Raw genomic sequence first — 21,565 nt, 5'->3', positions numbered from 1 at the left:
GCGGATGGAACTGCGCCCCGACCTTTTCACGATCATCGCTGGCGTCGCCGCGGTCGGGCTGGTGCCCTTCGCGGTGGTGACGCTGACCGCCTTCCTGAAGATCTCCGTGGTGCTCTTCCTGCTGCGCAATGCGCTCGGCACCCAACAGACGCCGCCGAACCTGGTGCTCTATGCGATCGCGATCATCCTGACGCTCTATGTCTCGGCGCCGCTGACCGCCGCGATCTACGCCGCCGTCGCCGGGCAGCAGGGCAATCTCGCCTCGGCCGAGGGCATTCTCGGCATCGCCCAGGCCGCGGCGGAGCCGCTGCGCGCCTTCCTCGAGCGCTTCGCCGATCCGCGCGAGCGCGAATTCCTGGTGCAGGCGGCGCAGCGCCTCTGGCCGCCGGACACCGCGGCGCAGCTCACCTCCGACAATCTCATCGTACTGGTGCCGGCGTTTGCGATCAGCGAGCTGACCCGCGCCTTCGAGATCGGCTTCCTGCTGTACCTGCCCTTCATCGCGATCGACCTCATCGTCTCCAACGTGCTGATGGCGATGGGCATGGTGATGGTCTCGCCGCTGGTGATCAGCGTGCCCTTCAAGCTCTTCGTCTTCGTGCTGGTGGATGGCTGGTCGCGGCTGACCCACGGGTTGCTGCTATCCTATGCGGGGAGTTGACGCGATGGATCACGGCGCCTTCGTCTCCCACCTGCAGCAGACATTGACGCTGGTGCTCTGGCTCTCGCTGCCGGTGCTCGGCGTCGCGGCGGCGGTCGGGCTGGTCGTCGGGCTGCTGCAGGCGGTGACCCAGATCCAGGACCAGTCGCTGCCGCAGACCGCGAAGCTGATCGCCGTGCTGCTCACCATCGTCATCGCAGGGCCCCTGCTGGCCGGCCCGCTGCTGCGGCAGGCGGAGCGGGTGATGACCGATTTTCCGACCTTGTCCCGGTAGCGCGCCATGGCCGGCACCAGCTTCCTCGATCTGATGCGGGAGGCAATGGGGCCGCTGCTCGCCTGGGCCATGGCGGCGGCCAGGATGTTCGGCATCATCGCCGTCTCCCCGGTCTTCACGCGGCTCGGCCTGACCGGGCTGCTGCGGGGCGGCGCCGCGCTGGCACTCGCGTTGCCGGCAGTGCCGATGCTGCGTCCGGCGATCGAAGCGGCGCCGGCGATCGGCGGCGCCGCACTGACCTTCCTGCTGGCGAAGGAAGCGATGGTCGGGCTGCTGATCGGCACCATCCTCGCGGTGCCCTTCTGGGCGGCGGAGACGGCGGGCGAGCTGATCGACCAGCAGCGCGGCAGCGAGGCGGCGACCATCCCTGACCCGTCCCAGGCCGGGGAGGCCGGGATCATGGGCACGCTGCTGGTGCTGTCGCTGGCGGTGATCTTCTTCACCGGCGGCGGCCTCCGGCTGCTGCTGGACGCGGCCTGGGAATCCTGGCGGATCTGGCCGGCGCTCGATCCGCTGCCGCGGCTCTCGGCGGAGGCGGGGCTGCACGCCATCGGCCTGCTCGACCGCATGCTGCGCCTCGGGCTGGTGATTGCGGGGCCGGTACTGGTCGCACTGCTGCTGGCGGAATTCTCGCTGGCACTGATCGGCCGCTTCGCGCCGGCGCTCAATGTCTTCGACCTCGCGATGGCGGTGAAGGGCATCGTCTTCGTGCTCGCGATGCCGGTCTACGCGCTGTTCCTGGCGGGATATCTCCGCGACCTGATCGTGCCGCTCGGCGGCGGCGCGGCGCTGCTCAGGCCCTTTGCGCCATGATACCGCCGAGCTTCAATGCTGAGCTGCTGGCGATGAAGCTCGGCGGTATCGCGCGCGGGGTTGGTGGGGCGGCCGCGCGCCAAACAAGGACTCTCATACCGAGTCAGCCGAAAGGCTGGCCGGTATGAGCGGGCAGGACGACAGCGAGGAAAGGCCGCTTCCGCCCTCGAAGAAGAAGCTCGACGATGCGCGGAAGAAGGGCCAGGTCGCCAGCAGCCGCGACATGGTGAGCGGCACCGCGCTGGCCGGCGTGCTTTGCCTCCTGTTGCTCGGTGCGGCGGGCTTCGTCGCGTCCGGCACCGGCCTCTTGCGGGCGGCCGGCATCGCGCTCGACGAGCATGCCGCCGGTCATGGGCTGGTGGGGCTCGGCCATCTGCGCGCGGCGGCGCGCGATGCGGCCCTAGCGACCGTGGTGCCGGCCTTTGGCATCGCGCTCGGCCTCGCGGTGCTGAGCGCCATCGTGGTGCTGAAGGGCATCCCCTTCTCGATGCAGCCGGTGTCGCCCAACCTCAGCAAACTCAATCCGGTGGAGGGTGCCAAGCGCATCGTCTCGATGCGGTCGCTGATCGAGCTCGTGAAGGCGATGCTCAAGGCGTTGCTGATCGCGGCGGTGCTCACCGGCATCCTGATCGGCGGCCTCGGCGCGCTGGTCCAGGTGCCCGCGCATGGGATGGAGGGCGTGCGCGGCGCCGTGCAGGGGCTGTTCACGCCGATGCTGGTCGCTGCCATCGCGCTGTTCCTGGTCGCCGGCCTTGCCGATGTCGGGCTGCAGAACTGGCTGTTCCGGCGCGACATGCGGATGTCGCTCACCGAGCAGAAGCGCGAGCGCAAGGAGCAGGAGGGCGATCCGCTAGTGCGCAATGCGCGGCGCCGGCTGATGCGGAGCGCGGCGGGGGCACCGCCGGTCAGGACCGGCCTGCGTCACGCGACGCTGTTGGTGACGCAGCCGGACGGCCCGGCCATCGCGATCCGCTTCGTGCGCGGCGAGACGCCGGTGCCCGCGGTCGTCGCGCGCGGCGCGCATCTGGTCACGGAAGCCGCGCGCGCCGGCATCCCCACCGTCGAGGACGCGGCGCTGGCGGCTGCGCTGGCGCGCCGCGCGCCGCCCGGCAGCTTCGTACCGCAGGACCTGTTCCAGAAAGTCGCCGCCGCGCTGGTGCGCGTCGGTGCCCTGTGAGGGAGGAACGCAATGCCGACTGGTCCGATCAGCCTCACCGGATCCGCCGCCGCGGCGCAGGAGCCCTTCCCGGGCGGCGCGGATTGGCCGGGCGCGCGCAGCTACGTCCGGCATGACCCCGGCGCCGCGCCCGATGCGCCGGCATCGGCGCCCGTCGCGACGCCGGCGGCGGCGAAGCCCGCGGCCGCGGAAACGCCCGGGCAGCAGGGACTCATCCCAACCGTCCTGGATGTGCCGGGCGATCTCCTGAACCTGCTGCTCGGCAAGCCTGCGGCCCAGGCCCCCGGGCTTGCTGCGAAGACCCAGCCCGGCATGCCCTCCGCGGCCAATCCGAACGGTGTCGCCGGATCGGTTGCAGCCGCACTGCAGGGCCCGATGCCGGGTGGCCAGGCTCCGGCAGGGACGCGCAACTACATCGGGCGCGATGCCGCCACGGCGCCCACCGCGGCTGCGCCGCCTTCCGCCGCGGCAGGCCCCGCAGCGCCCATGACGGCGACAGCCAAGCCATCCACCGCCGCGAATCCCGGGGCGCAGGGCCTCATCCCGAAGATCCTCGAGTTGCCGGGCAATCTGATGGGCCTGGTGTCGGGGCCTCATCCGGCGCCGGTCGCCGCACCCAAGCCTGGCCCGATGAACGCGCGGGCCGAACCGGCCGCTGGGATGACGATGACTGTTTCGGCACCAATCGGTCCTGGCGCCGCGCCGCAGGGCCCGATGCCAGGTGGCGCGACTTCGACAGGGGCGCGCAATTACATCGGGCGCGATTCCACCACGCAGCCGACGGCGACGGTGCCGACTTCCTCTGCTGCGACTGGCCCGGCAGCGACTGCCAAGTCACCCGCCATGGCAAATCCCGGCTCGCAGGGCCTCGTTCAGAGAATCCTCGAAGTGCCGGGCAATTTGCTGAGCGCATTGTCGGGGCCTCAGCCGGCGCCGGGCGCCGCGCCCAGGCCTGGCCCGATGACCGCGCAGCCCGAACCCAAAACGGGGACAACGACAATGGCCACCGCACCAATCGGCCCCGCCGGGCCGCCCGCCACCTCGGTCCTGGGCAGCGAGAACTGGGCTTCGGCGCGCAACTATATCGGGCCCGATACCGGGCCTGCCGCGCCCTCCCCGGCGGCGGCGCATTCCGCAGCGCCGGCGATGCCCCCCGGTCTGCAGAAGGCGCCCGGCCAGGAAAAGCATCGGTTGCAGGACCTCGTCCCGAAGGTCCTGGAATTGCCAGGCAATCTTCTGAACCGGCTCTCCGAGCCGGAACCCATGCAGGTCCCAGGCCTGGGGCCGAAGGCCCCCCTGGGACCGGTGGCGGCGCCATCCCAGCAGGCCACCGCCAACCCGACTGCCGCATCGACCATACTGGCCGCCGCGGCTTCCGCGCAGATCGGCCCATCCGCCGGGCCACCCGCATCCGCAGAGAGGAGGAACGCGATGACGACTGACCCGATCGGCGTCACCGGGCCCGCCGCCACGCCGCAACCGCTCGCGCCGGGCAGCCAGGACTGGGCGACGGCGCGGAACTACATCGGCCCCGATCCCGGCTACGCGGGACCGGCACACCCCCACGCCGCCGCCCACGCATCGGCGCCGGCGACGCCCCCCGGCCTGGACAAGGCCCCCGGCCAGCAGAAGCACAAGCCGCAGGATCTCGTTCCGGAGGTCCTGGAACTGCCGGGCGACCTGCTGAACCTCCTGTTCGGCACCCAGCCCGCACAGAGCCTCGGCATGTCGCAGACGGCCTATGCCGCCCTGGCCGCCGAACGGCCATGGCAGGTCGCATCGAGGCTGCTCGGCGCGCCGGGCGCGCTGGACGCCGCCGCCTTCGCGCAGATCGAGGCCATGCCCGGCCCGCTCGCCGGGCTGCTGCGCGCCGGCGCCGAGCCGCGCGCCGCACTCGCCGTGCAGGAGCGCTGGGTGGCGCTGAACAGCAAGGTCGAGGAACAGTCCGGGCTGACCTTGCTGCCGAGCCATCAGGCATCCGGCTGGGCCAGCACCGCCGGCGATGCCCGCACGATCCTCGGCACCGCGCCGCGCGCGATGCCACTGCAAGGCACTGATCTGGCGATCATGGCCCTCGGCGGCACGCGGGTGACGCCGCTTACCAGCGAGACCACGCCGGCCGGCGAATCGCGGCCCGCCCCGCTGCCTGCCAATGCGACCGCGGTCGCGGCGCTGCCGGACCGGACCCCGGTCGCGATATCGCGCGAGATCGCGGACCAGATCGCGTTGCCGGCGCCGACGCCGCTCGGCGCCGGGCTGACGCTGCAGCACGATCCCGGCACCGGTGCCGTGATCGTCGGCTTCGAGGCGGCCGGCGCCAGCCAGGTGCTGGGCCCGCTGGCGCCCCAGGTCGCGGCAGCCCTCGCCCCCGCTTTGGCGGAGGCCCTGGCCGGGGTGCAGGGGGCGCCGCGCAGCATCGACATCTCGGTCAGCATGACCCTCGGTGCCGACGGCATGCCGTCGGCACTCACGGTGTCGGGCAAGCTGGCGCTAGCGGATGGGACAGTGAAGACCTTCGGCACGGCGCCGACACTCGCTGCGCCGCAAGGCGGGCCGACCGCGACCCCGCAGGAGATGCCGGCGAGCGCGGTGCTGCACCTCTCGGGTGGCGCCGATGCAGGCGCCGACAGCCTGGCCGGGCTGCTCGGCCCCTATATCGAGTACATGCGGCCGACGCCGGTGCCGCTCGATCTTGCAACCGGCCCGGGCGCCGAGGCGCTGCCGGACGACACGCGGCTCTGGCGCATGGACGATACGCGCATCTTCGTCGCCCTCGGCACCGCAGGCGCCACCGAGGCGATGCTGGAAGCGGCGCGGCTGCATCGCGCCGCTGTCGCCGGCACCCTGACGCTCGACGAGATGCCGCCCGGAAGCGGCTTCGAGACCTGGGATGGCTCGCTGCTCTCGTTGGGCCTCGCCGGCATCCGCAAGACCTCGGTCGCGGCGGCGGAGGAGATGCCGCCGCGCGTGCGGGCGCTGCATCTCGACAACGATACCTGGCGCGCCAGCCGCGGCCCACGCGACGTGTCCGCGACGGCGGCCGGCGAGGATCTGCGCCTGTTCCTGGCCTATGGCCTCGATCCCGCGCATGCCGCCGGCAAGGGTCCGCAGGGCGGGCTCGCCGAGCAGGCGCGGACCGGCTTCGCCGATGCGCTGCTGCAGATGGAGCGGGTGCGCCTCGCCTGGTGGCTGCCGCCGGGCGAGGTGGCGCGCCGCCAGGAGGCCTGGGCCGGCGTCGCCCGCGAATGGGCGACGACGCTCGCCGGCCTCGATGCCGCAGGCCCGCCGGTGCTGCAGCCGGGCGTGCCGCCGGCCGAGGCGCTGCTCGGGATCGCGGCGCGGCAGGGCAGCGCCGCCGCCTGGGCGACCTTCCAGGCGTCCGGCTTCGATCTCGGCGCGCTCCTGGACGCGGCGGGCGATCATCGCGCAGCGCTGTCGGAAGCGCTGACCGGGGGCGCACTGCTCGCCGCCGGACGGCTCGGCGTGCCGGCGGATCGCGCGACCGCCGGTGGCACGGAGCCTGCCGAGCTGGCACTCGCGGCGGCGCGCGAAGCCTTCCTGCATGCCGTGGTGGAGACCGAACGCGGCACGTTGCCGCGGGAGGCGCTGGAGGCGGCGCTGGATGCCTATGGCCAGGCCGCGCTCGTGCATCTCACCGAAGGTGCGCCGCTGGTGCATGGCGATCAGGGCGCGCTCGCCGCGCGTCTGGGCCATGCGGCGCAGACCGATGTGGAGCGCGGCTATCTGGCGCCGTATCTCCGCCTCGGCCGCATGAACGACACGGCGCCGGAGGATGGCGACCAGGCGCAGCGACGGACGGGCTGATGAACGCGATCGCCGCATGGGCGCGTGCCCGTGCGGCGATTGGTGCTTCGGCGGAGGTGTTTCAGCCGCGCGTGACGCGCGCGCCGGTGAGCCGACCTTCGCCGTCGTATTCGATTACCAGGGTCTCGTTGTCGATGCCGTAGCGGTGTGGGCCCATGTCGTACTGGTCCGCCTGGCTGCTGCGGCGCTCCGGCTCACCGAGGATGGCGAGGATCTCGTCGCGGCCGCGGCCCGGGCGCAGCACATCCTCCTGGACGGCGCGCAGCATCTCGCGCCGGGGATTGTCCTGCGGGCTGGCGTTGCGATGCGCGCGCCAGGTTTCGGCGTCGAAGCCGGTCGTGGTGGTGCTCATGTATCCTCCATAGCCGGCGACGGCGATGATGAGCGCCGCCGCCGCGATCCACACACTCTTCCTCACCCGGTCAGCTCTCGGAGGCGTCGCCAGCCGGGACGTTCATGCCGCCCGGGCGATCGCCCCCGGCCGGTGCCCGCCCATGTTCGCCGACCGGCACCTGATCGCTCCAGGCGAGGTTGCCATGCGAATCCACGACAAGCATCTCGCCGCGCTCGATTGACTGCTGCACCAAGGTCGCGAGCTCCCCATCCGAGGCATCCGGGTTCTCCGCCTGGATACGTCGGCCGACCTCGTTGTTGTAGAGGTCCATGGTCTCGCGCGTCTGGTTGACCTTGTCCGCCGGCAGCGCCTCATGCGCCGTCGCATATTGCTCGGCGAAGTCGGCGCCCTGGTGTTTCGCCATGGTCGCGTTCCAGTAGGCATGGCGGAAGGCGTCCTGGTGGCCGTCATTGTAGACCCAGCTCTGGCGGTTCTCCTCGCCGATGCCGGGCGGGGTCGGGTGGCCGTCGCCGGAATAGACCTCGGCCGCCTTCTCCCGCGCGCCGTCCACCACGCCCTTGAAGTCGTTCAGCTCCAGCGGCCCGAGATTGCCGAGCAGGCGCGATTCGGTCGGGGTGATGCCCTCGACCGAGCCGCCGGGCACGGAGATGCCGAGGATCTTCGCCTGGAAATCGACCAGCTCATTGCCGTCCGACGCGACACGGTACTGGTTCTCGATGCCGGCGATGTCCGGCCGGCCGGCGGTGTTGGCCGGCTGACCCTCCGTCGGATTGGTCGGCACGGGTTGGCTGCCAGAAGAGCTGCTCGGGTCGGAGGGCGGCGGCGTCGGCTGACCGCCCGTGGAGCTGCTCGGATCAGACGGCTGGCTGTCCGTCGGATTGGTCGGCGCGGGTTGGCTGCCAGAGGAGCTGCTCGGATCGGACGGCGCGGGTTGGCTGCCAGAGGAGCTGCTCGGATCGGACGGCGCCGGCTGACTGCCCGAGGAGCCGCTCGGATCGGACGGCGCCGGCTGGCTATCCGAGGAACCGCTCGGATCCTGGACAGGCGGTGCGGGCGGCTCTGCCGGCGGCTCGGCCACCGGCGGCCGACCAGTGCCCGGGACATAGACCGTGTCGCCCTCGAAGATCATGTTCGGGTCGATCAGGTGGTCCTGGTTGAGCGCCACTGTCTCCTGGAAATCGGCGCCTTCGCGCTTTGCGATATCCCAGACGGTGTCGCCTTCCGCCACCTTCACCTCGCGATAGCCAGCCGCCTCCAGCTCCGGATTCATGCGGCCGGTCGCGTCCATTGCACCCTGGGGATGCGCCTGGGTGTATTCCTGCGCCACCCAGCCGGTGACCGGACGATCATTGGTGTCGGTCGAGGTCACCTCGATCCAGGGGCGCCCCTCCACATCCGTCGCCGTCTGACCGGTCGGCTGCGCGAAGGTGCCATGCGAGAGGACGCCGTTGCGCGCGGCATCGGCGCCAGGCTCGGCGCGCACATTCAGCCCGTCATGCGGCACCACCACGACCTGCTCAGGCTGTGCCGGCTGCGAGGGATCAGTGGGATCCGCCGGATCAGTGGGGGTCGTCGGATCGGCGGGCGGCGGGGTCGAGCGGGTGGCGCGGGACACCACATCGTCATTGCCGAGCTCGAGGATCAGGGAGCCCTTGGCCTCGCCAATGCCATCCACCTTCACGCCGATTTCGGTCTGGGTCTGGCTGCCGTCACGACGCACGATCTCCGCGGTCTGGCTCGCCTCCACATCCTGCGACAGGCCGTTCAGGGCACCGCGGATGTCGCCGCGCATCCCGCCCTTGATCAGCTCCATCGCGTGATGATCGGGGTTGTCGAGGCTGATCGTGCTCTCGCCGCGCACCAGATCGGTGCGCGAGGGATCGAGCGGGTTCTGGATCGTCCCTTCGGCGGTGGTGGAGAGCGAGACGCGGTCCGGATGCAGCGCCTCATTCCCCAGCACATCGGCATCGGGGAAGGGCTGGCCACCGCCGGCGAAGGCGCTGTCCGGCAAATCCCAGGAGAGCGTCAGCCGGTTGTTCACCTGGCCGATATCGACGACGTTGTTCGCGACGACCCCGAGCTCACCGTTGTTGTGGAAGATTTGGCCGGTGAAGAGGCCGTCGGTGAGATCGACCTTCTCCTTCGCAGTCAGCTCGACGCCGTTCTCGATCGAATAGGAGAGCGTGCCGGGTTGGCCGTCCTGCGGCAGCGTCACCTCGCGCATCACTCTCGTATTGCCGTCGAGCCGGCCTTCGAGACCGAACTGGCCGAACTTGGCTTCCGCCCGCACCCGCAACTGACCGCTGACTTCCTGGCCATAGCCGGTCACATGGTCCTGCAGGAATTGCTGATCGGCCGCCGAAGGTGCGACCTGGTCGGCGAAGTTGCGCAGATGCGTCGCCGGGTTGAGATCGCCGCCCGGCGCATAGCTGTCCTGGGCGTTGGTGTTGTTGTCGCTGCTTTCCGAGCCGTTCAGCGGATTGCCGGCCGGGTTGCTCAGCGACGGATCGGTCAGCCGGGCCGCGTCGCGTGCCGTCTCGGCGAGCGCGGTGCGCTCCAGAAGCTGGACGGCGCGGGCCGCATCCTCCGGGTTGTCGAATTGCATGCGCACGCGATCGGCGGTGCCGAAATTGAGCTCGGCACCGACCCTGGTGCCCTCCGGCGTCATGCCCTTGCCGGTCTCGATCTGCGGCCCTGCCAGCAGGCGCTTGTCGAAGGTGACGTCGTAGCTCGGCGGCTGGCCAGTCTCTCCTGTGCGCTCGACACCGATATTGTAGCCGTACTGGCCCTTGCCGCCGACCTGCACGACGCCGCGGGGCGTCGGGACCGGCACCAGCACCTTGCCTTCGGCGGTTGCGTTGAACTGCGCGGTGTCGCCGGTGCTGTCGAGGCGCTGGATCGCCTCCAGCGGATCGGTGCCGTTGCGGACCGTGCCGTTGACGGCATCGCCGACGCCGCTCGCGCTGGGGTCTTGCGGTTCGGAGGTGGTCTGGCTCGCGGACGGGTCGGTCGGCGCTGTTCCGGCGGGCGGCTGACCGACCGAGGATGAGGCGGAGGGGTCCGCTGGTGCCGGCGCGCCAGGCTGGCTGGCCGGCGCCGGCGCAGCGGGCTGGCCGGAGGATGCGGATGGGTCGGCTGGCGGCGGGTTCGACGCCCGCGCTTCCGAGGCTGCGGCATCGAAGGCAGTGCTGTCCGGTGCCGTATCGGGCGGCGGCGCACCACCGGTGCTTTCGCTGGGGTCGGGCTTGTTCGTCTGCGACGTGGCGTCGAGAGGCGGCATCCTGCGCTCCTCCTGTTGGCGATTCTCGACGCATCGCTTCGCAAGCTGCAGCAATCCGCTCCATCTCAGCTTCGGTACAGCTCCATGACCACGCCGGCGTGAGGTGACCGAAGCCGGAATGTTCTAACCAGAAGGCGCGGTGATAGCTGCACTGGCACGCATGACACTGCTGCGGCTGCTCGCGCGATTGTTGTCAGGGATTGAAGCTGCGCAGCGCCCCGCTCATGCCGGAGATAATACCGAGCTGTTCCCCGATTCGCGGCAGCGGCGGCGTGACCACGCGGCCGAACTCCGAAAGGGGGCGGCCGGCTGCGGCGGCGGCTTCCAGCGCGCGCGCGAGCAGCGGCACCTCCTGCGGCTGCCGGACACTTTGCCGGGCCTGTCGCGTCGCGGCATCCCGCTCCGCCGCCGTCGCCGCCTGCCATGCGCGATCGAGCTGCGCGAGACGGAAGCTCGCGACTGCGAAGCCGCGCTGGCGCGTGAGCGGCCATGCCGGAAATTCGCGCGCCAGTTCCATCGTCAGCGCCTGCCGATCCACCGGCGGCGGTGTGATTCCGGCGACCTCGCCGGCGCGGGCATTGGCCGCAAGCAATGCCGAGAGCTCCTGCTCGGTCACCACCAGGCGGCTGCGCGACGCGACAGCGATGACCGGGTCGAGCGCGAAGGCTGTCCGCCTGGCGACGCCGCCATCGGCATTGTTCCACTCGAACCACAGGGTCCCGCGCGCGTGGATGCGCAGGCGCGCGCGTTCGATCGCGTCCGCCCCGCGGAGCTGTTCCAGGAAGGCCAGTCTCTCACGCCGCGCGCGGGCCTGCGCCACGGGGTCACGATGCTGTGCAGCAAGCGCCGCCTCGGCGATCGCCACGCGCGCGGTGCCGTCCGGGGTCTGACCGCCGACGAGCTCGACCAAAGCGAGGATATCGTCGGACCCGTCATCCTGAGCCTGCGCACCGGCGGCGCAGGCCGGTACGGCGAAGGTCAGCAATGCGCGGCGACGCATCATTGCCCGACGCGGACCACGCGCATCGTCACCTGCCGCGGCTCCGCCGGACGCGGTGGCGCCTGGCGTACCGCGACGCGAGGCCGCGGTTGCTGGCCAAAGGCCGCGGCGACGCGGCGCCGATACTGGTCGCCGCGCCAGGCGGTGCGCGAATGGTACTGCGCCACCGCCCGCCCCCAGTCCCCATCCCCGTTCTCGAGGAACAGCGACATCAGAAAGCGCGCGGCGTAATCGGCATTCCCGTCGGGATCGAAGGCGGCCTCAAGGTTCGGAAAGGCGCCGCGATGGTAGCCGAGACTGATCTGCATGCAGCCGACATCGAGCGGCAGAATCCCACGGGCCAGCAATGCCCCCGCATCAGCGAGCGCCGCTTCCCGGCTCGCATAGCGGCGCGCTTCGCCGGCGGTGTTGAGCACCCAGGGATACCCGCCACTCTCGACCTCCGCGATCGCGATCAGCAGGCCGGGTGGGATCTGATGCCGCAGCTCAGCGCTCTGCACGGCAGCGCGGCAGGCATGCGCCGTCATCGGCACGGTCAGGAGGGCTACGAACAGCAGGACAGAGGCACGCATCGCCACCCGCGATGGCGCCGATCCGTGCGGACGTCATGTGAAGAATTCGAGGCGACGGGCGGGGCTTTTGGTTCCGAGGCGATCTCACGCCATGCCGGAACCGTTCCACTTCTTGCCTCCGTTCACCACCCTGAGCTCGGCTGCCGGCGACTGTCGCGGCGAGGGCAAAGGCTTCACGACCGGGGCTTGCTTCACGCGTCCGACCAGAGGAGCGCTCGCCGCCGCCATGCGGGCGGTGGTCGGTGCGATGCGCAGCGTGGCAGCGGGAAGCCGGTCGCCGCCGCGCATCGAGGCGATCTCCCGCACAGCACGCTCGGCCATTGTCTTCACTTGGCGAAGTGGGATCTTAAGTGCCTTCGCGATCCCGCTGAAACCCATTCGGTTGAATATCCGAAGAACGAAGACCCGCCGCAGGTTGGGATCGATCCGGTCCAGGGCTTCCAGGTTGAGCTGAAGTTCCTGATGAGCAAGACGGGTTCCCTCCAGATACTCGCTCGAGGCACTGCGCTGCGGGGCGTGACCGGCCGCCAGGCATCGGATGCCGATACCCCGGCGCAGCACCTCCCCGATGTCGTCAAGCGACATGTCCGGAGGCGCTCCGGTCAGCGCTTCGAGGGCAGCATCCCGAACCAGTGACGGCGCATCCTCCTCGGAGCAACCGAGACCTCGCGCATAGGCGATCAGTCGCGGAAGGAGTTGCAGCACATCGCAGATGCGGTCCTGGGGAGACGAGGTCTGGACGCTCATGGACAGCCTGCTCATCGTGACGGCCATAATAACCAGTTGCTGACCCGAAAGTTTCACGGGGGCCTAACGTCCTGCACGGCCTCACTTGGGGCGTCCCCACGCCCCTTCGCAGCAGAACGTCGCGAAACCGATCGTGCGACGCATCGTTGACTACCCCATGACGCAAGCCTCGCCACCGGCCCTTCGCCCGAATCTCCAAAGCATGACCCAGGGCGTCGACCGCGGACCGTCGGCCAGGCCCCGACGCATCTACGCGCTGAATCTGATCCGCTCCTGGCATGAGGCGCCATCCGATCTTGCCGCCTCGATCGCGGAGCTCGGTTTCGACACGCTGCTCCTGGCCCTGCCGCGGCATCTCGGCAGCGCCGATGTCGACACGCTGCCGCCAATCGTCGAGGCAGCGGCTGCGGCTGGCCTTCAGGTGCAACTCGATCTCGCGCTCCATATCGCGGGCGAAGCCGCTGCCCTCCGGCAGCGCCATCCGGACTGGTATCGCGCGCCGGACAGGCGCTTCGCCGATCCGCGCCAAATCCAGCCGCCGCCGGGGCTGCGGCAACTCGATCTTCAAGCCGCGGATGGCGATGCCCTCGCCGAATACTGGATCCCTGTGCTGCGGCGTTGGGGCGACCGCGGCGTCAACGGCTACCGATGCAAGGCGATCGGCATGGCGCCACCCGCCGTGTGGCAAGCCTTGGCGGCGGCGCTGCCAGGGCGGTCCTTCTCGGCCTGGACGCCGGGCGAAGCTGCGGAAACGGTCAGCCGGCTGCCGCGAGGCTGCTTCGATGTCACCTACAGCAGCCTGGCCTGGTGGGATTTCGGCGCCGCCTGGCTGCGGCAGGAGCTGATGCGCCTCCAGCCGGTTGCCCCGGTCGCCCATGCGGTCGGGCTGCAGCCCGCCCCAGCACCTGGCCCGGCGATGCAATGCGCGGCGGAGCGGCTTCTCGGCGTCGCCACCGTCAATGGCCATGGTCTGCTGCTGCCGATGGGCTTCGAGTTCGGCCTGCCCTCCGACCTGGCCCATCCCGAGTTCGGCGCCGACGACTGGCAGCGCCTGCGCAGTCATGCGCAGCTCGACCTTACCGCGGCCGTGCGGCAGGCGAACCGCCGTCTCTCGGCGCGCCCGGCACCCACAGCATCGACATTCGACATCCTGAGCGGCGAGGACGCGGCCGTGGCGGTGCTGTTCGAGGCGCCCGGCCAACTCACCCTCGCCAACCGCCATCTCGACAGGCCCGCCAGCTTCGATCCATCCAGCATCCTGCCGATGCTGGATGGACGCCTGGCCGGCTTCAGCGACGCGGAGGGTACAGAACTCGGCCACACCCCTATCCTGTTGCCGCCGGGCGGCATACGCGTCTTTGTCGGATCACCCTGCAGCCCCATCGTGACAGCCGCGCCGCGCGAGCCGAAGCGGAAGCGTGATCCCAGCACGGCGCGTCTCGCTGCTGCGGCCGCTGCCCCCCGCGTCGCCATCGAAGCCGTCACGCCCGCGGTCGATGGCGGGCGCTTCGCCGCGAAGCGCGTGGTCGGCGAGCGTGTTAGGGTGGAAGCCGATATCGTCGCCGACGGGCATGGCAAGATCGCCGCTGCCCTGCAGTGGCGTGCCCGGGACGAGGCCGCGTGGCGCGAGGCCCCGATGCGCCACATCGGAAACGACCGTTGGTCCGGCGAATTCCTGCCGGAGCGCGTCGGTCCGCATCTGTTCCGGGTCCTGGGCTGGCCGGACCGCTTCGCGACCTATCGCGACGAACTCACCAAGAAGCGTGCCGCGGGCCTCGACGTAACATTGGAGATCGAAGAAGGACGGCTGCTGGTCGAGGCCATGGCGGAGGTGGCAGCGGGTACACTCGACGCGCTTCTCACGAGGCTGAATGCCGGCAGCGCCGCCGAGCGGATCACCCTGCTGACCGACGATGCGACGGCCACGCTGATCACCCGGGCCGACCAGCGCCCGGGTCAGGCGGCCAGCGAGGAGATGCCGGTCGACGCAGATCGGCGCGCGGCGCAATTCGCATCCTGGTACGAGCTCTTTCCGCGAAGCCAGAGCGGCGATCCCGCTCGCCACGGCACCTTCCGGGACGTGATGCAGCGGCTGCCCGCGATCCGCGACATGGGCTTCGATGTCCTCTACTTCCCGCCGATCCATCCGATCGGCCGCATCAACCGCAAGGGTCGCAACAATACGCTGACGCCGGCCGAGGATGATCCGGGCAGCCCCTACGCGATCGGCGCTGCCGAGGGCGGCCACGACGCGATCCACCCGGACCTCGGCACGCTCGACGACTTCCGCGCGCTGCGCGATGCCGCCGCGGCGCATGGGCTGGAGCTGGCACTGGATTTCGCCATCCAGTGCAGCCCCGACCATCCCTGGCTGCGCGACCATCCCGAGTGGTTCGACTGGCGGCCCGATGGCGGCCTCCGCTACGCGGAGAACCCGCCGAAGAAATACGAGGACATCGTCAATGTCGATTTCTACCGGCCGGGTGCGATCCCGGGCCTGTGGTTGGCGCTGCGGGACGTGGTCGCCTTCTGGGCGAAGGAAGGCGTGCGCATCTTCCGTGTCGACAACCCGCACACCAAGCCCTTACCCTTCTGGGAATGGCTGATCGCCGACATCCGCGCCGGGTATCCCGACGCGCTGTTCCTGAGCGAGGCCTTCACACGGCCGAAAGTGATGCAGCGGCTGGCGAAGCTCGGCTTCTCGCAATCCTACACCTACTTCACCTGGCGGAACGAAAAGCAGGAGATCGAGGCCTATCTGCGGGAACTGACCGCGAGCACGCCCGGCTCCAACCTGGTCGACTTCTTCCGGCCGAACTTCTTCGTCAACACGCCGGATATCAACCCGATCTTCCTGCAACGCTCGGGGCGCGCTGGCTTCCTGATCCGCGCCGCATTGGCGACCACGCTCTCCGGTCTTTGGGGAATGCTGCAGGGGTATGAGTTCTGCGAGGCGGAGCCGATGCCGGGCAAGGAAGAGTACAAGGACAGCGACAAGTACCAAATTCGCGCCCGCCCGGCACGCGCGGCGGGCGATATCGTCGAAGAGATCACCCGACTGAACGTGATCCGCCGCGCCAACCCGGCACTGCAATGGCATCGCGGGCTCGCCTTCCACACAGCCGCGAATGATCGCGTGCTCTGGTATCGCAAGGCGAATGTGGACCGCAGCAATGTCGTGCTGGTCGCGGTCAGCCTCGATCCATTCGCGCCGCAATCCGCCGCCGTCGAAGTGCCCTTGTGGGAATGGGGGCTCGGTGACGATGCCGTGCTGCTTGTGGACGACTTGATGCATGGCGGTACCGCGACCTGGCACGGCAAGCACCGGACCATTACCCTCAACCCCGGCATGCTTCCCTTCGGCATATGGCGTGCGCGGCCGGAGGCAGCCCGATGAACCGCACCACCCGGCTTTCACGCGCCTCGGCCACCGCATCCCTGACGCATCCGACGGCGGTCGATGGCGATCCCGAATGGTATCGGGACGCCGTTATCTACCAACTGCATGTGAAGAGCTTCTTCGACAGCAATGATGACGGGATCGGCGATTTTCCCGGGCTGCTGCAGAAGTTGGACTACATCGTGGAGCTCGGCGTCAACACGGTCTGGCTGCTGCCCTTTTACCCGAGCCCGCGCCGCGACGACGGCTATGATATCAGCGAGTATCGCGGCATCCATCAGGATTATGGGACACTGCGCGACGCCAAACGCTTCGTGCAGGAGGCGCATGCGCGCGGGCTGCGCGTCATCACGGAGCTGGTGATCAATCACACCAGCGACGAGCATCCCTGGTTCCAACGGGCGCGGCTGGCCAAGCCCGGCTCCTCCGCGCGTGACTTCTACGTCTGGTCGGAGACCGATCAGCGCTACCTCGATACGCGGATCATCTTTCTCGATACCGAGAAGTCGAACTGGACCTGGGATCCGGTCGCCCAGGCCTATTTCTGGCACCGCTTCTACAGCCACCAGCCGGACCTGAATTTCGACAACCCCCGCGTGCTCGAAGCCGTGTTCAGCGTGATGAAATTCTGGCTGGACATCGGTGTGGATGGGCTGCGCCTGGACGCCGTGCCTTATCTGATCGAACGCGATGGCACCAACAACGAGAACCTGCCGGAGACGCATGCGGTCCTGCGCCGGATCCGTGCACGGCTGGATCAGGATTATCCCGCCCGCATGCTGCTCGCCGAAGCCAATCAATGGCCGGAGGACACGCAGCAGTATTTCGGCGATGGCGATGAATGCCACATGGCCTTCCACTTCCCGCTGATGCCGCGCATGTACATGGCGATCGCGCAGGAGGATCGCTTTCCGATCACCGACATCCTGCGCCAGACGCCCGATATCCCGGCGGCCTGCCAATGGGCCATCTTCCTACGCAACCATGACGAGCTGACGCTCGAGATGGTGACCGACCAGGAGCGCGACTACCTCTGGTCCACCTATGCCGCCGATCGGCGCGCGCGCATCAACCTCGGCATCCGGCGGCGGTTGGCGCCGCTGCTGCAGCGCGACCGGCGGCGGATCGAGTTGATGAATGGCCTGCTGCTGTCGATGCCGGGAACCCCGGTCATCTACTACGGCGACGAGATCGGCATGGGGGACAACATCTTCCTGCGCGACCGCGACGGTGTTCGTACGCCGATGCAATGGGCCCCGGACCGCAATGGCGGCTTCAGCCGCGCCGATCCGGCGAGCCTGGTGCTGCCGCCGCTGCAGGATCCGCTCTACGGCTTCCAGGCAGTGAATGTGGAGGCGCAGATCCGCGATCCGCATTCGCTGCTGCATTGGATGCGGCGCATCCTTGCCGTCCGCAGCCGCAGCAGCGTCTTCGGGCGCGGCAGCATGCGGCTGCTCTATCCCGGCAACCGCAAGGTCTTGGCCTATCTGCGCGAGCTTGACGGCAGCACCGCGCTCTGCGTCTTCAACCTCTCACGCTCGGCCCAGGCCGTGGAACTCGACCTGTCGGGCTGCGCAGGCCGCGTGCCGGTGGAGATGCTCGGCGGCAGCATCTTCCCGCCGATCGGGCAACTCCCCTATCTGCTGACCTTGCCGCCTTACGGCTTCTACTGGTTCGCACTGCCGAACGAGGGCGCGCTGCCGGCTTGGCACACGCCGGCCCCGGAGCCGATGCCGGAGCTTCGGACCCGGGTCTTCAAGGCGCCGCTCGCCGAGATGCTAGAGGGCCCGCTGCGCGCCGACCTGGAGCAGAACGAGCTCAAGGAATACCTCATGAAGCGCCGCTGGTTCTCGGCCAAGGACCGGGCGGTGAGCTCTGCGCGCTTCGCTGGCATCGCGGCAATACCCGGCACCGGCGGACGCGTCGCGATGGCCGAGGTCGATGTGGACGTCGGCGGAGGCACCGAGCGCTTCTGCCTGCCACTCGCGATGGTGGAGGAGGCCGAGGCGATCTCCCCGCTACCGTCCCAGCTTGCGCTCGGTCGCTTCCGCCTCGGCCGACGGGTCGGCTTTATCACCGATGCCTTCGCCTCCGATGCCTTCGCGCCGGCAGTCGTCGCAGCGCTTCGCGCCGGCGCCTCGATCCCCGGCAGCGACGGGGAGCTGCGCTTCCAGCCGACCTCGCTGCTGTCGCGGACATCGCTGCCCGAGAATGCCGAGATCCGCCGCCTCTCGGCGGAGCAGTCGAATTCGAGCCTGGTGATCGGCGATGCGATGGTCATGAAGATCATCCGCCGCACCGCGCCCGGCATCCACCCCGAGGTGGAGATGACCCGGTTCCTGACCGAAGCCGGTGTCGAAGGCGTGGCACCGCTGCTCGGTCACGCGGAACGCGCGGGCACCGACGGCGTGCCGAGCACGCTGCTGATCATGCAAGCCTTCGTGCGCAACCAGGGCGACGGCTGGGGCTGGACGCTCGATTGGCTGCGCCGAGCCATGAACGAGGCGGAGGCGGATCACGCCGAGGCTGGCGATCCCTTTGCAGGCTATATCGGCTTCGCCTCTGCCATCGGCCGGCGTCTTGCAGAAATGCACGCGGCACTTGCCAGGCCGAACGAGGATGCGGCCTTCGCGCCGGAGGCCGCGACATCGCAGGATGCCACCCGTTGGGTGGCCGCCACCGCTTCTTCGCTGGAGGCGGCATTCGAGGCCCTCGCACGCCGCGACCCCTGGGACGACAAGGAGACCGCCGCGCTGGCGCAATCCCTAATCGAGCGCCGGCAGCCCCTGCTCGACGCCCTGCACCGGTTGCGGCTGACGGATGGCGCTGCCCTGAAGACGCGCGTGCATGGTGACTTCCATCTCGGCCAGGTGCTGGTCGTGCAGGGCGACGCTGTCATCGTCGACTTCGAGGGAGAACCGGCGCGTAGCCTTGACGAGCGTCGCGCCAAGACCTCACCCATGAAGGATGTGGCGGGCCTGCTGCGCAGTTTCGACTACGCCGCCGCGATGCTGCCGATGGAAAGCGCGATGGCGGACATGCCGGCACCGGAGCGGCGCCAGGCCGCGCTCGATGCCTGGCAGCAGGCGGCGACGGCCGCCTTCCTCAACGCCTACCGCGCTGTGGCCGAGGGACAACCGCATCCCTGGCTGCGCGCTTCCGGGGAGCAGGACATCATGAGCATCTTCCTTCTGGAGAAGGTCGCCTACGAGATCGGCTATGAGATCGCCAATCGGCCGGCTTGGCTTCCCGTGCCGTTGCGCGGCCTGGACCGGCTGGCACGGCGGCTGCTGGCATGAACGCCTTGGACGATGCGACGATCGAGGCACTGGTGCAGGGGCGTCACGGCGACCCCTTCGCGATCCTTGGCCGCCATGCGGGCGGGCTGCGCTGCCTCGCCCCCGGTGCCGAAGCGGTCGAGGTCATCACCTCCGGAGGGGCCGCGCCGATACGGCTTGAGCGGCGACATCCGGCGGGCTTCTTCCAGGGACCGATCCCGGCGGAGGAGCGCTATCGCCTTCGCATCCTGTGGCCCGACGGTGTGGAGGAGACAGAAGACCCCTACGCCTTCGGCCCGCAGCTCGGTGCCATCGATCTGCACCTCTTCTCCGAAGGGCGGCATTTCGAGCTGGCGCGCGTACTCGGTGCGCAATGCGTCTCGGTTGATGGCGTCGCTGGGGTGCGCTTCGCGGTTTGGGCGCCGAATGCCAGCCGCGTCTCGGTGGTCGGCGACTTCAATCGCTGGGATGGCCGCCGGCATCCGATGCGCCGCCGCGTGGAGGCCGGATTGTGGGAGATCTTCATCCCGCGTGTCGGTCCGGGCACCCTCTACAAATACGAGCTGCTCGATGCCCAAGGCAGGTTGCTGCCCTTGAAGGCCGACCCGCTCGCTCTGCAGACCGAGCTGCCGCCGGGCACCGCCTCACGCGTCGCGCATCCCCTTCCCCACGCCTGGGAGGACGCGGTCTGGATGCAGTCGCGGCCGGCGCGCCAGGACGTGCGGGCGCCGATCGCCATCTACGAGGTCCATACGGGATCCTGGTGGCACGATGCCGAGGGGCGCCCCTTGTCTTGGGACGCCCTGGCGGACCGTCTGCTGCCCTATGTCGTGGATCTTGGCTTCACCCATGTCGAGCTGCTGCCGATCGGCGAACATCCTTTCGGCGGATCCTGGGGTTATCAGCCGCTGGGTCTCTTCGCGCCGACCGCGCGGCACGGCGATCCGCAAGGCTTCGCCCGTTTCGTCGATCGCGCGCATCAGGCCGGGATCGGCGTGATCCTCGACTGGGTGCCGGCGCATTTCCCGACCGACGCCTATGGCCTGTACCGCTTCGACGGCACGGCGCTGTACGAGCATGGCGATCCCCGCGAAGGCCTGCACCAGGATTGGAATACGGCGATCTACAATTTCGGCCGTCACGAGGTCCGTGGCTTCCTGATGGCGAGCGCGATCCATTGGCTGGAGACCTTTCATGTCGACGCGCTGCGCGTCGATGCGGTGGCCTCCATGCTCTATCGCGACTACTCGCGTGGTGAAGGCCAATGGATCCCGAACCGCTATGGCGGACGCGAGAATCTGGAAGCCGTGGATTTCCTGCGTGAGGTCAATGCCGTGGTCGCCGAACGCTGCCCCGGCGCCCTGATGATCGCGGAGGAAAGCACCGCCTGGCCCGGCGTCAGCCGGCCGGTCGCGGAAGGCGGGCTCGGCTTCTCCTTCAAATGGAACATGGGCTGGATGCACGACAGCCTGGACTACATGAAGCACGACCCGGTGCATCGGCGCTGGCACCATGACAGCATGACCTTCGGCCTGGTCTATGCCTGGTCAGAACGTTTCATCCTGCCGCTCTCCCATGACGAGGTGGTGCATGGCAAGGCGTCGCTGCTTGGACGCATGCCCGGTGACGCGTGGCGCCGCTTTGCCAACCTGCGCGCGTATCTCGCCTTCATGTGGGCGCATCCAGGCAAGAAGCTGCTGTTCATGGGCGGCGAGTTCGCGCAGCCCGGCGAGTGGAACCATGATTCCGGCCTGCCCTGGGACCTGCTCGATGATCCCCGCCATCGCGGCGTTCAGCGGCTGGTCGCCGATCTCAATGCGCTCTATCGCACGCAGCCCGCCTTGCACCGCCAGGACGCCAGCCCGGAAGGCTTTCGGTGGGTGGTCGGCGACGACCGCGCACAGAGCGTCTTCGCCTGGCTGCGGCTTGCGGAAGCCGAGGCGCCGGTGCTGATGATCACCAATCTGACGCCCGAGCCCCGCTACGGCTATCGCCTCGGCGTTCCTCAGGCCGGCTGGTGGCGCGAAGTGCTGAACACGGATGCCGAGGTCTATGGCGGCAGCGGCATCGGCAATGCCGGCCGCGTCCACGCCGAGACAGAGCCTGCGCATGGCCACCCGACATCCTTGCCGCTGGTGTTGCCGCCACTTGCGACGATCATGCTGATGCCGGAGGCCTGATCG

Annotated in this window: 13 protein-coding genes; 8 read left to right on the top strand and 5 right to left on the bottom strand. The window is 69.4% G+C overall.

Annotated features, from left to right (window positions below):
* Window positions 1-4: 4 nt before the first annotated feature.
* From sctR to GXW71_RS00925, 5 genes are all read left to right on the top strand, one after another.
* The gene (gene sctR / locus GXW71_RS00945; protein WP_211850436.1) at window positions 5-661 is read left to right on the top strand and encodes a type III secretion system export apparatus subunit SctR; all 657 of its coding nucleotides are present in this window, start codon (window positions 5-7) and stop codon (window positions 659-661) included.
* 4 nt (window positions 662-665) lie between these two features.
* A complete protein-coding gene (sctS, locus tag GXW71_RS00940) occupies window positions 666-935 on the top strand; it encodes a type III secretion system export apparatus subunit SctS (protein ID WP_211850434.1) in 270 nt (89 codons plus the stop codon).
* Between the two features lie 6 nt (window positions 936-941).
* Window positions 942-1,748, top strand: a complete 807-nt coding sequence (gene sctT, locus GXW71_RS00935) for a type III secretion system export apparatus subunit SctT (RefSeq protein ID WP_211850432.1) — start codon at window positions 942-944, stop codon at window positions 1,746-1,748.
* A 124-nt stretch (window positions 1,749-1,872) separates the two neighbouring features.
* Window positions 1,873-2,925, top strand: coding sequence for an EscU/YscU/HrcU family type III secretion system export apparatus switch protein (locus GXW71_RS00930; protein WP_211850430.1), 1,053 nt, complete (start codon window positions 1,873-1,875; stop codon window positions 2,923-2,925).
* A 12-nt stretch (window positions 2,926-2,937) separates the two neighbouring features.
* Entirely contained in the window at window positions 2,938-6,750 is a 3,813-nt protein-coding gene (locus tag GXW71_RS00925) for a hypothetical protein (RefSeq protein ID WP_211850428.1), read from the top strand.
* Window positions 6,751-6,811: 61 nt separating this feature from the next.
* On the opposite strand, the gene GXW71_RS00920 is transcribed toward GXW71_RS00925, so the two are convergent.
* The 5 genes from GXW71_RS00920 to GXW71_RS00900 all read right to left on the bottom strand — a co-directional run bounded on the left by GXW71_RS00920 (window position 6,812) and on the right by GXW71_RS00900 (window position 12,704).
* Window positions 6,812-7,168, bottom strand: coding sequence for a hypothetical protein (locus GXW71_RS00920; protein WP_211850426.1), 357 nt, complete (start codon window positions 7,166-7,168; stop codon window positions 6,812-6,814).
* A gap of 4 nt (window positions 7,169-7,172) precedes the next feature.
* Window positions 7,173-10,385 (bottom strand): LysM peptidoglycan-binding domain-containing protein, encoded by a 3,213-nt coding sequence (locus GXW71_RS00915; protein WP_211850424.1) that lies wholly within the window; start codon window positions 10,383-10,385, stop codon window positions 7,173-7,175.
* 193 nt (window positions 10,386-10,578) lie between these two features.
* On the bottom strand, window positions 10,579-11,388 hold the full coding sequence (locus tag GXW71_RS00910) for a hypothetical protein (protein ID WP_211850417.1): 810 nt from the start codon (window positions 11,386-11,388) through the stop codon (window positions 10,579-10,581).
* Complete coding sequence (locus tag GXW71_RS00905) at window positions 11,385-11,957, bottom strand: transglycosylase SLT domain-containing protein (protein WP_211850415.1); 573 nt, start codon at window positions 11,955-11,957, stop codon at window positions 11,385-11,387. The genes GXW71_RS00910 and GXW71_RS00905 overlap by 4 nt, the downstream gene beginning before the upstream one ends.
* Window positions 11,958-12,041: 84 nt before the next feature.
* Window positions 12,042-12,704 carry an RNA polymerase sigma factor gene (locus GXW71_RS00900; RefSeq protein WP_211850413.1) on the bottom strand — a complete coding sequence of 221 codons (663 nt, stop codon included), beginning with the start codon at window positions 12,702-12,704 and terminating at the stop codon, window positions 12,042-12,044.
* 202 nt (window positions 12,705-12,906) lie between these two features.
* Between GXW71_RS00900 and GXW71_RS00895 the strand changes: the two genes are divergently transcribed.
* From GXW71_RS00895 to glgB, 3 genes are read left to right on the top strand one after another with little or no spacing between them, the layout of a single operon-like run.
* Complete coding sequence (locus GXW71_RS00895) at window positions 12,907-16,101, top strand: maltotransferase domain-containing protein (protein ID WP_211850411.1); 3,195 nt, start codon at window positions 12,907-12,909, stop codon at window positions 16,099-16,101.
* Window positions 16,098-19,403 carry a maltose alpha-D-glucosyltransferase gene (treS, locus tag GXW71_RS00890; RefSeq protein ID WP_211850409.1) on the top strand — a complete coding sequence of 1,102 codons (3,306 nt, stop codon included), beginning with the start codon at window positions 16,098-16,100 and terminating at the stop codon, window positions 19,401-19,403. Before GXW71_RS00895 ends, treS begins: the two co-directional genes overlap by 4 nt.
* Window positions 19,400-21,562, top strand: coding sequence for a 1,4-alpha-glucan branching protein GlgB (gene glgB, locus GXW71_RS00885; protein ID WP_211850397.1), 2,163 nt, complete (start codon window positions 19,400-19,402; stop codon window positions 21,560-21,562). The genes treS and glgB overlap by 4 nt, the downstream gene beginning before the upstream one ends.
* The last annotated feature ends 3 nt before the right edge of the window (window positions 21,563-21,565 follow it).

The sequence above is a fragment of the Plastoroseomonas hellenica genome (genome assembly GCF_018129085.1).
In the GTDB taxonomy this organism is placed as follows: domain Bacteria; phylum Pseudomonadota; class Alphaproteobacteria; order Acetobacterales; family Acetobacteraceae; genus Plastoroseomonas; species Plastoroseomonas hellenica.
This window is presented reverse-complemented; position numbering and strand designations above follow the sequence as displayed.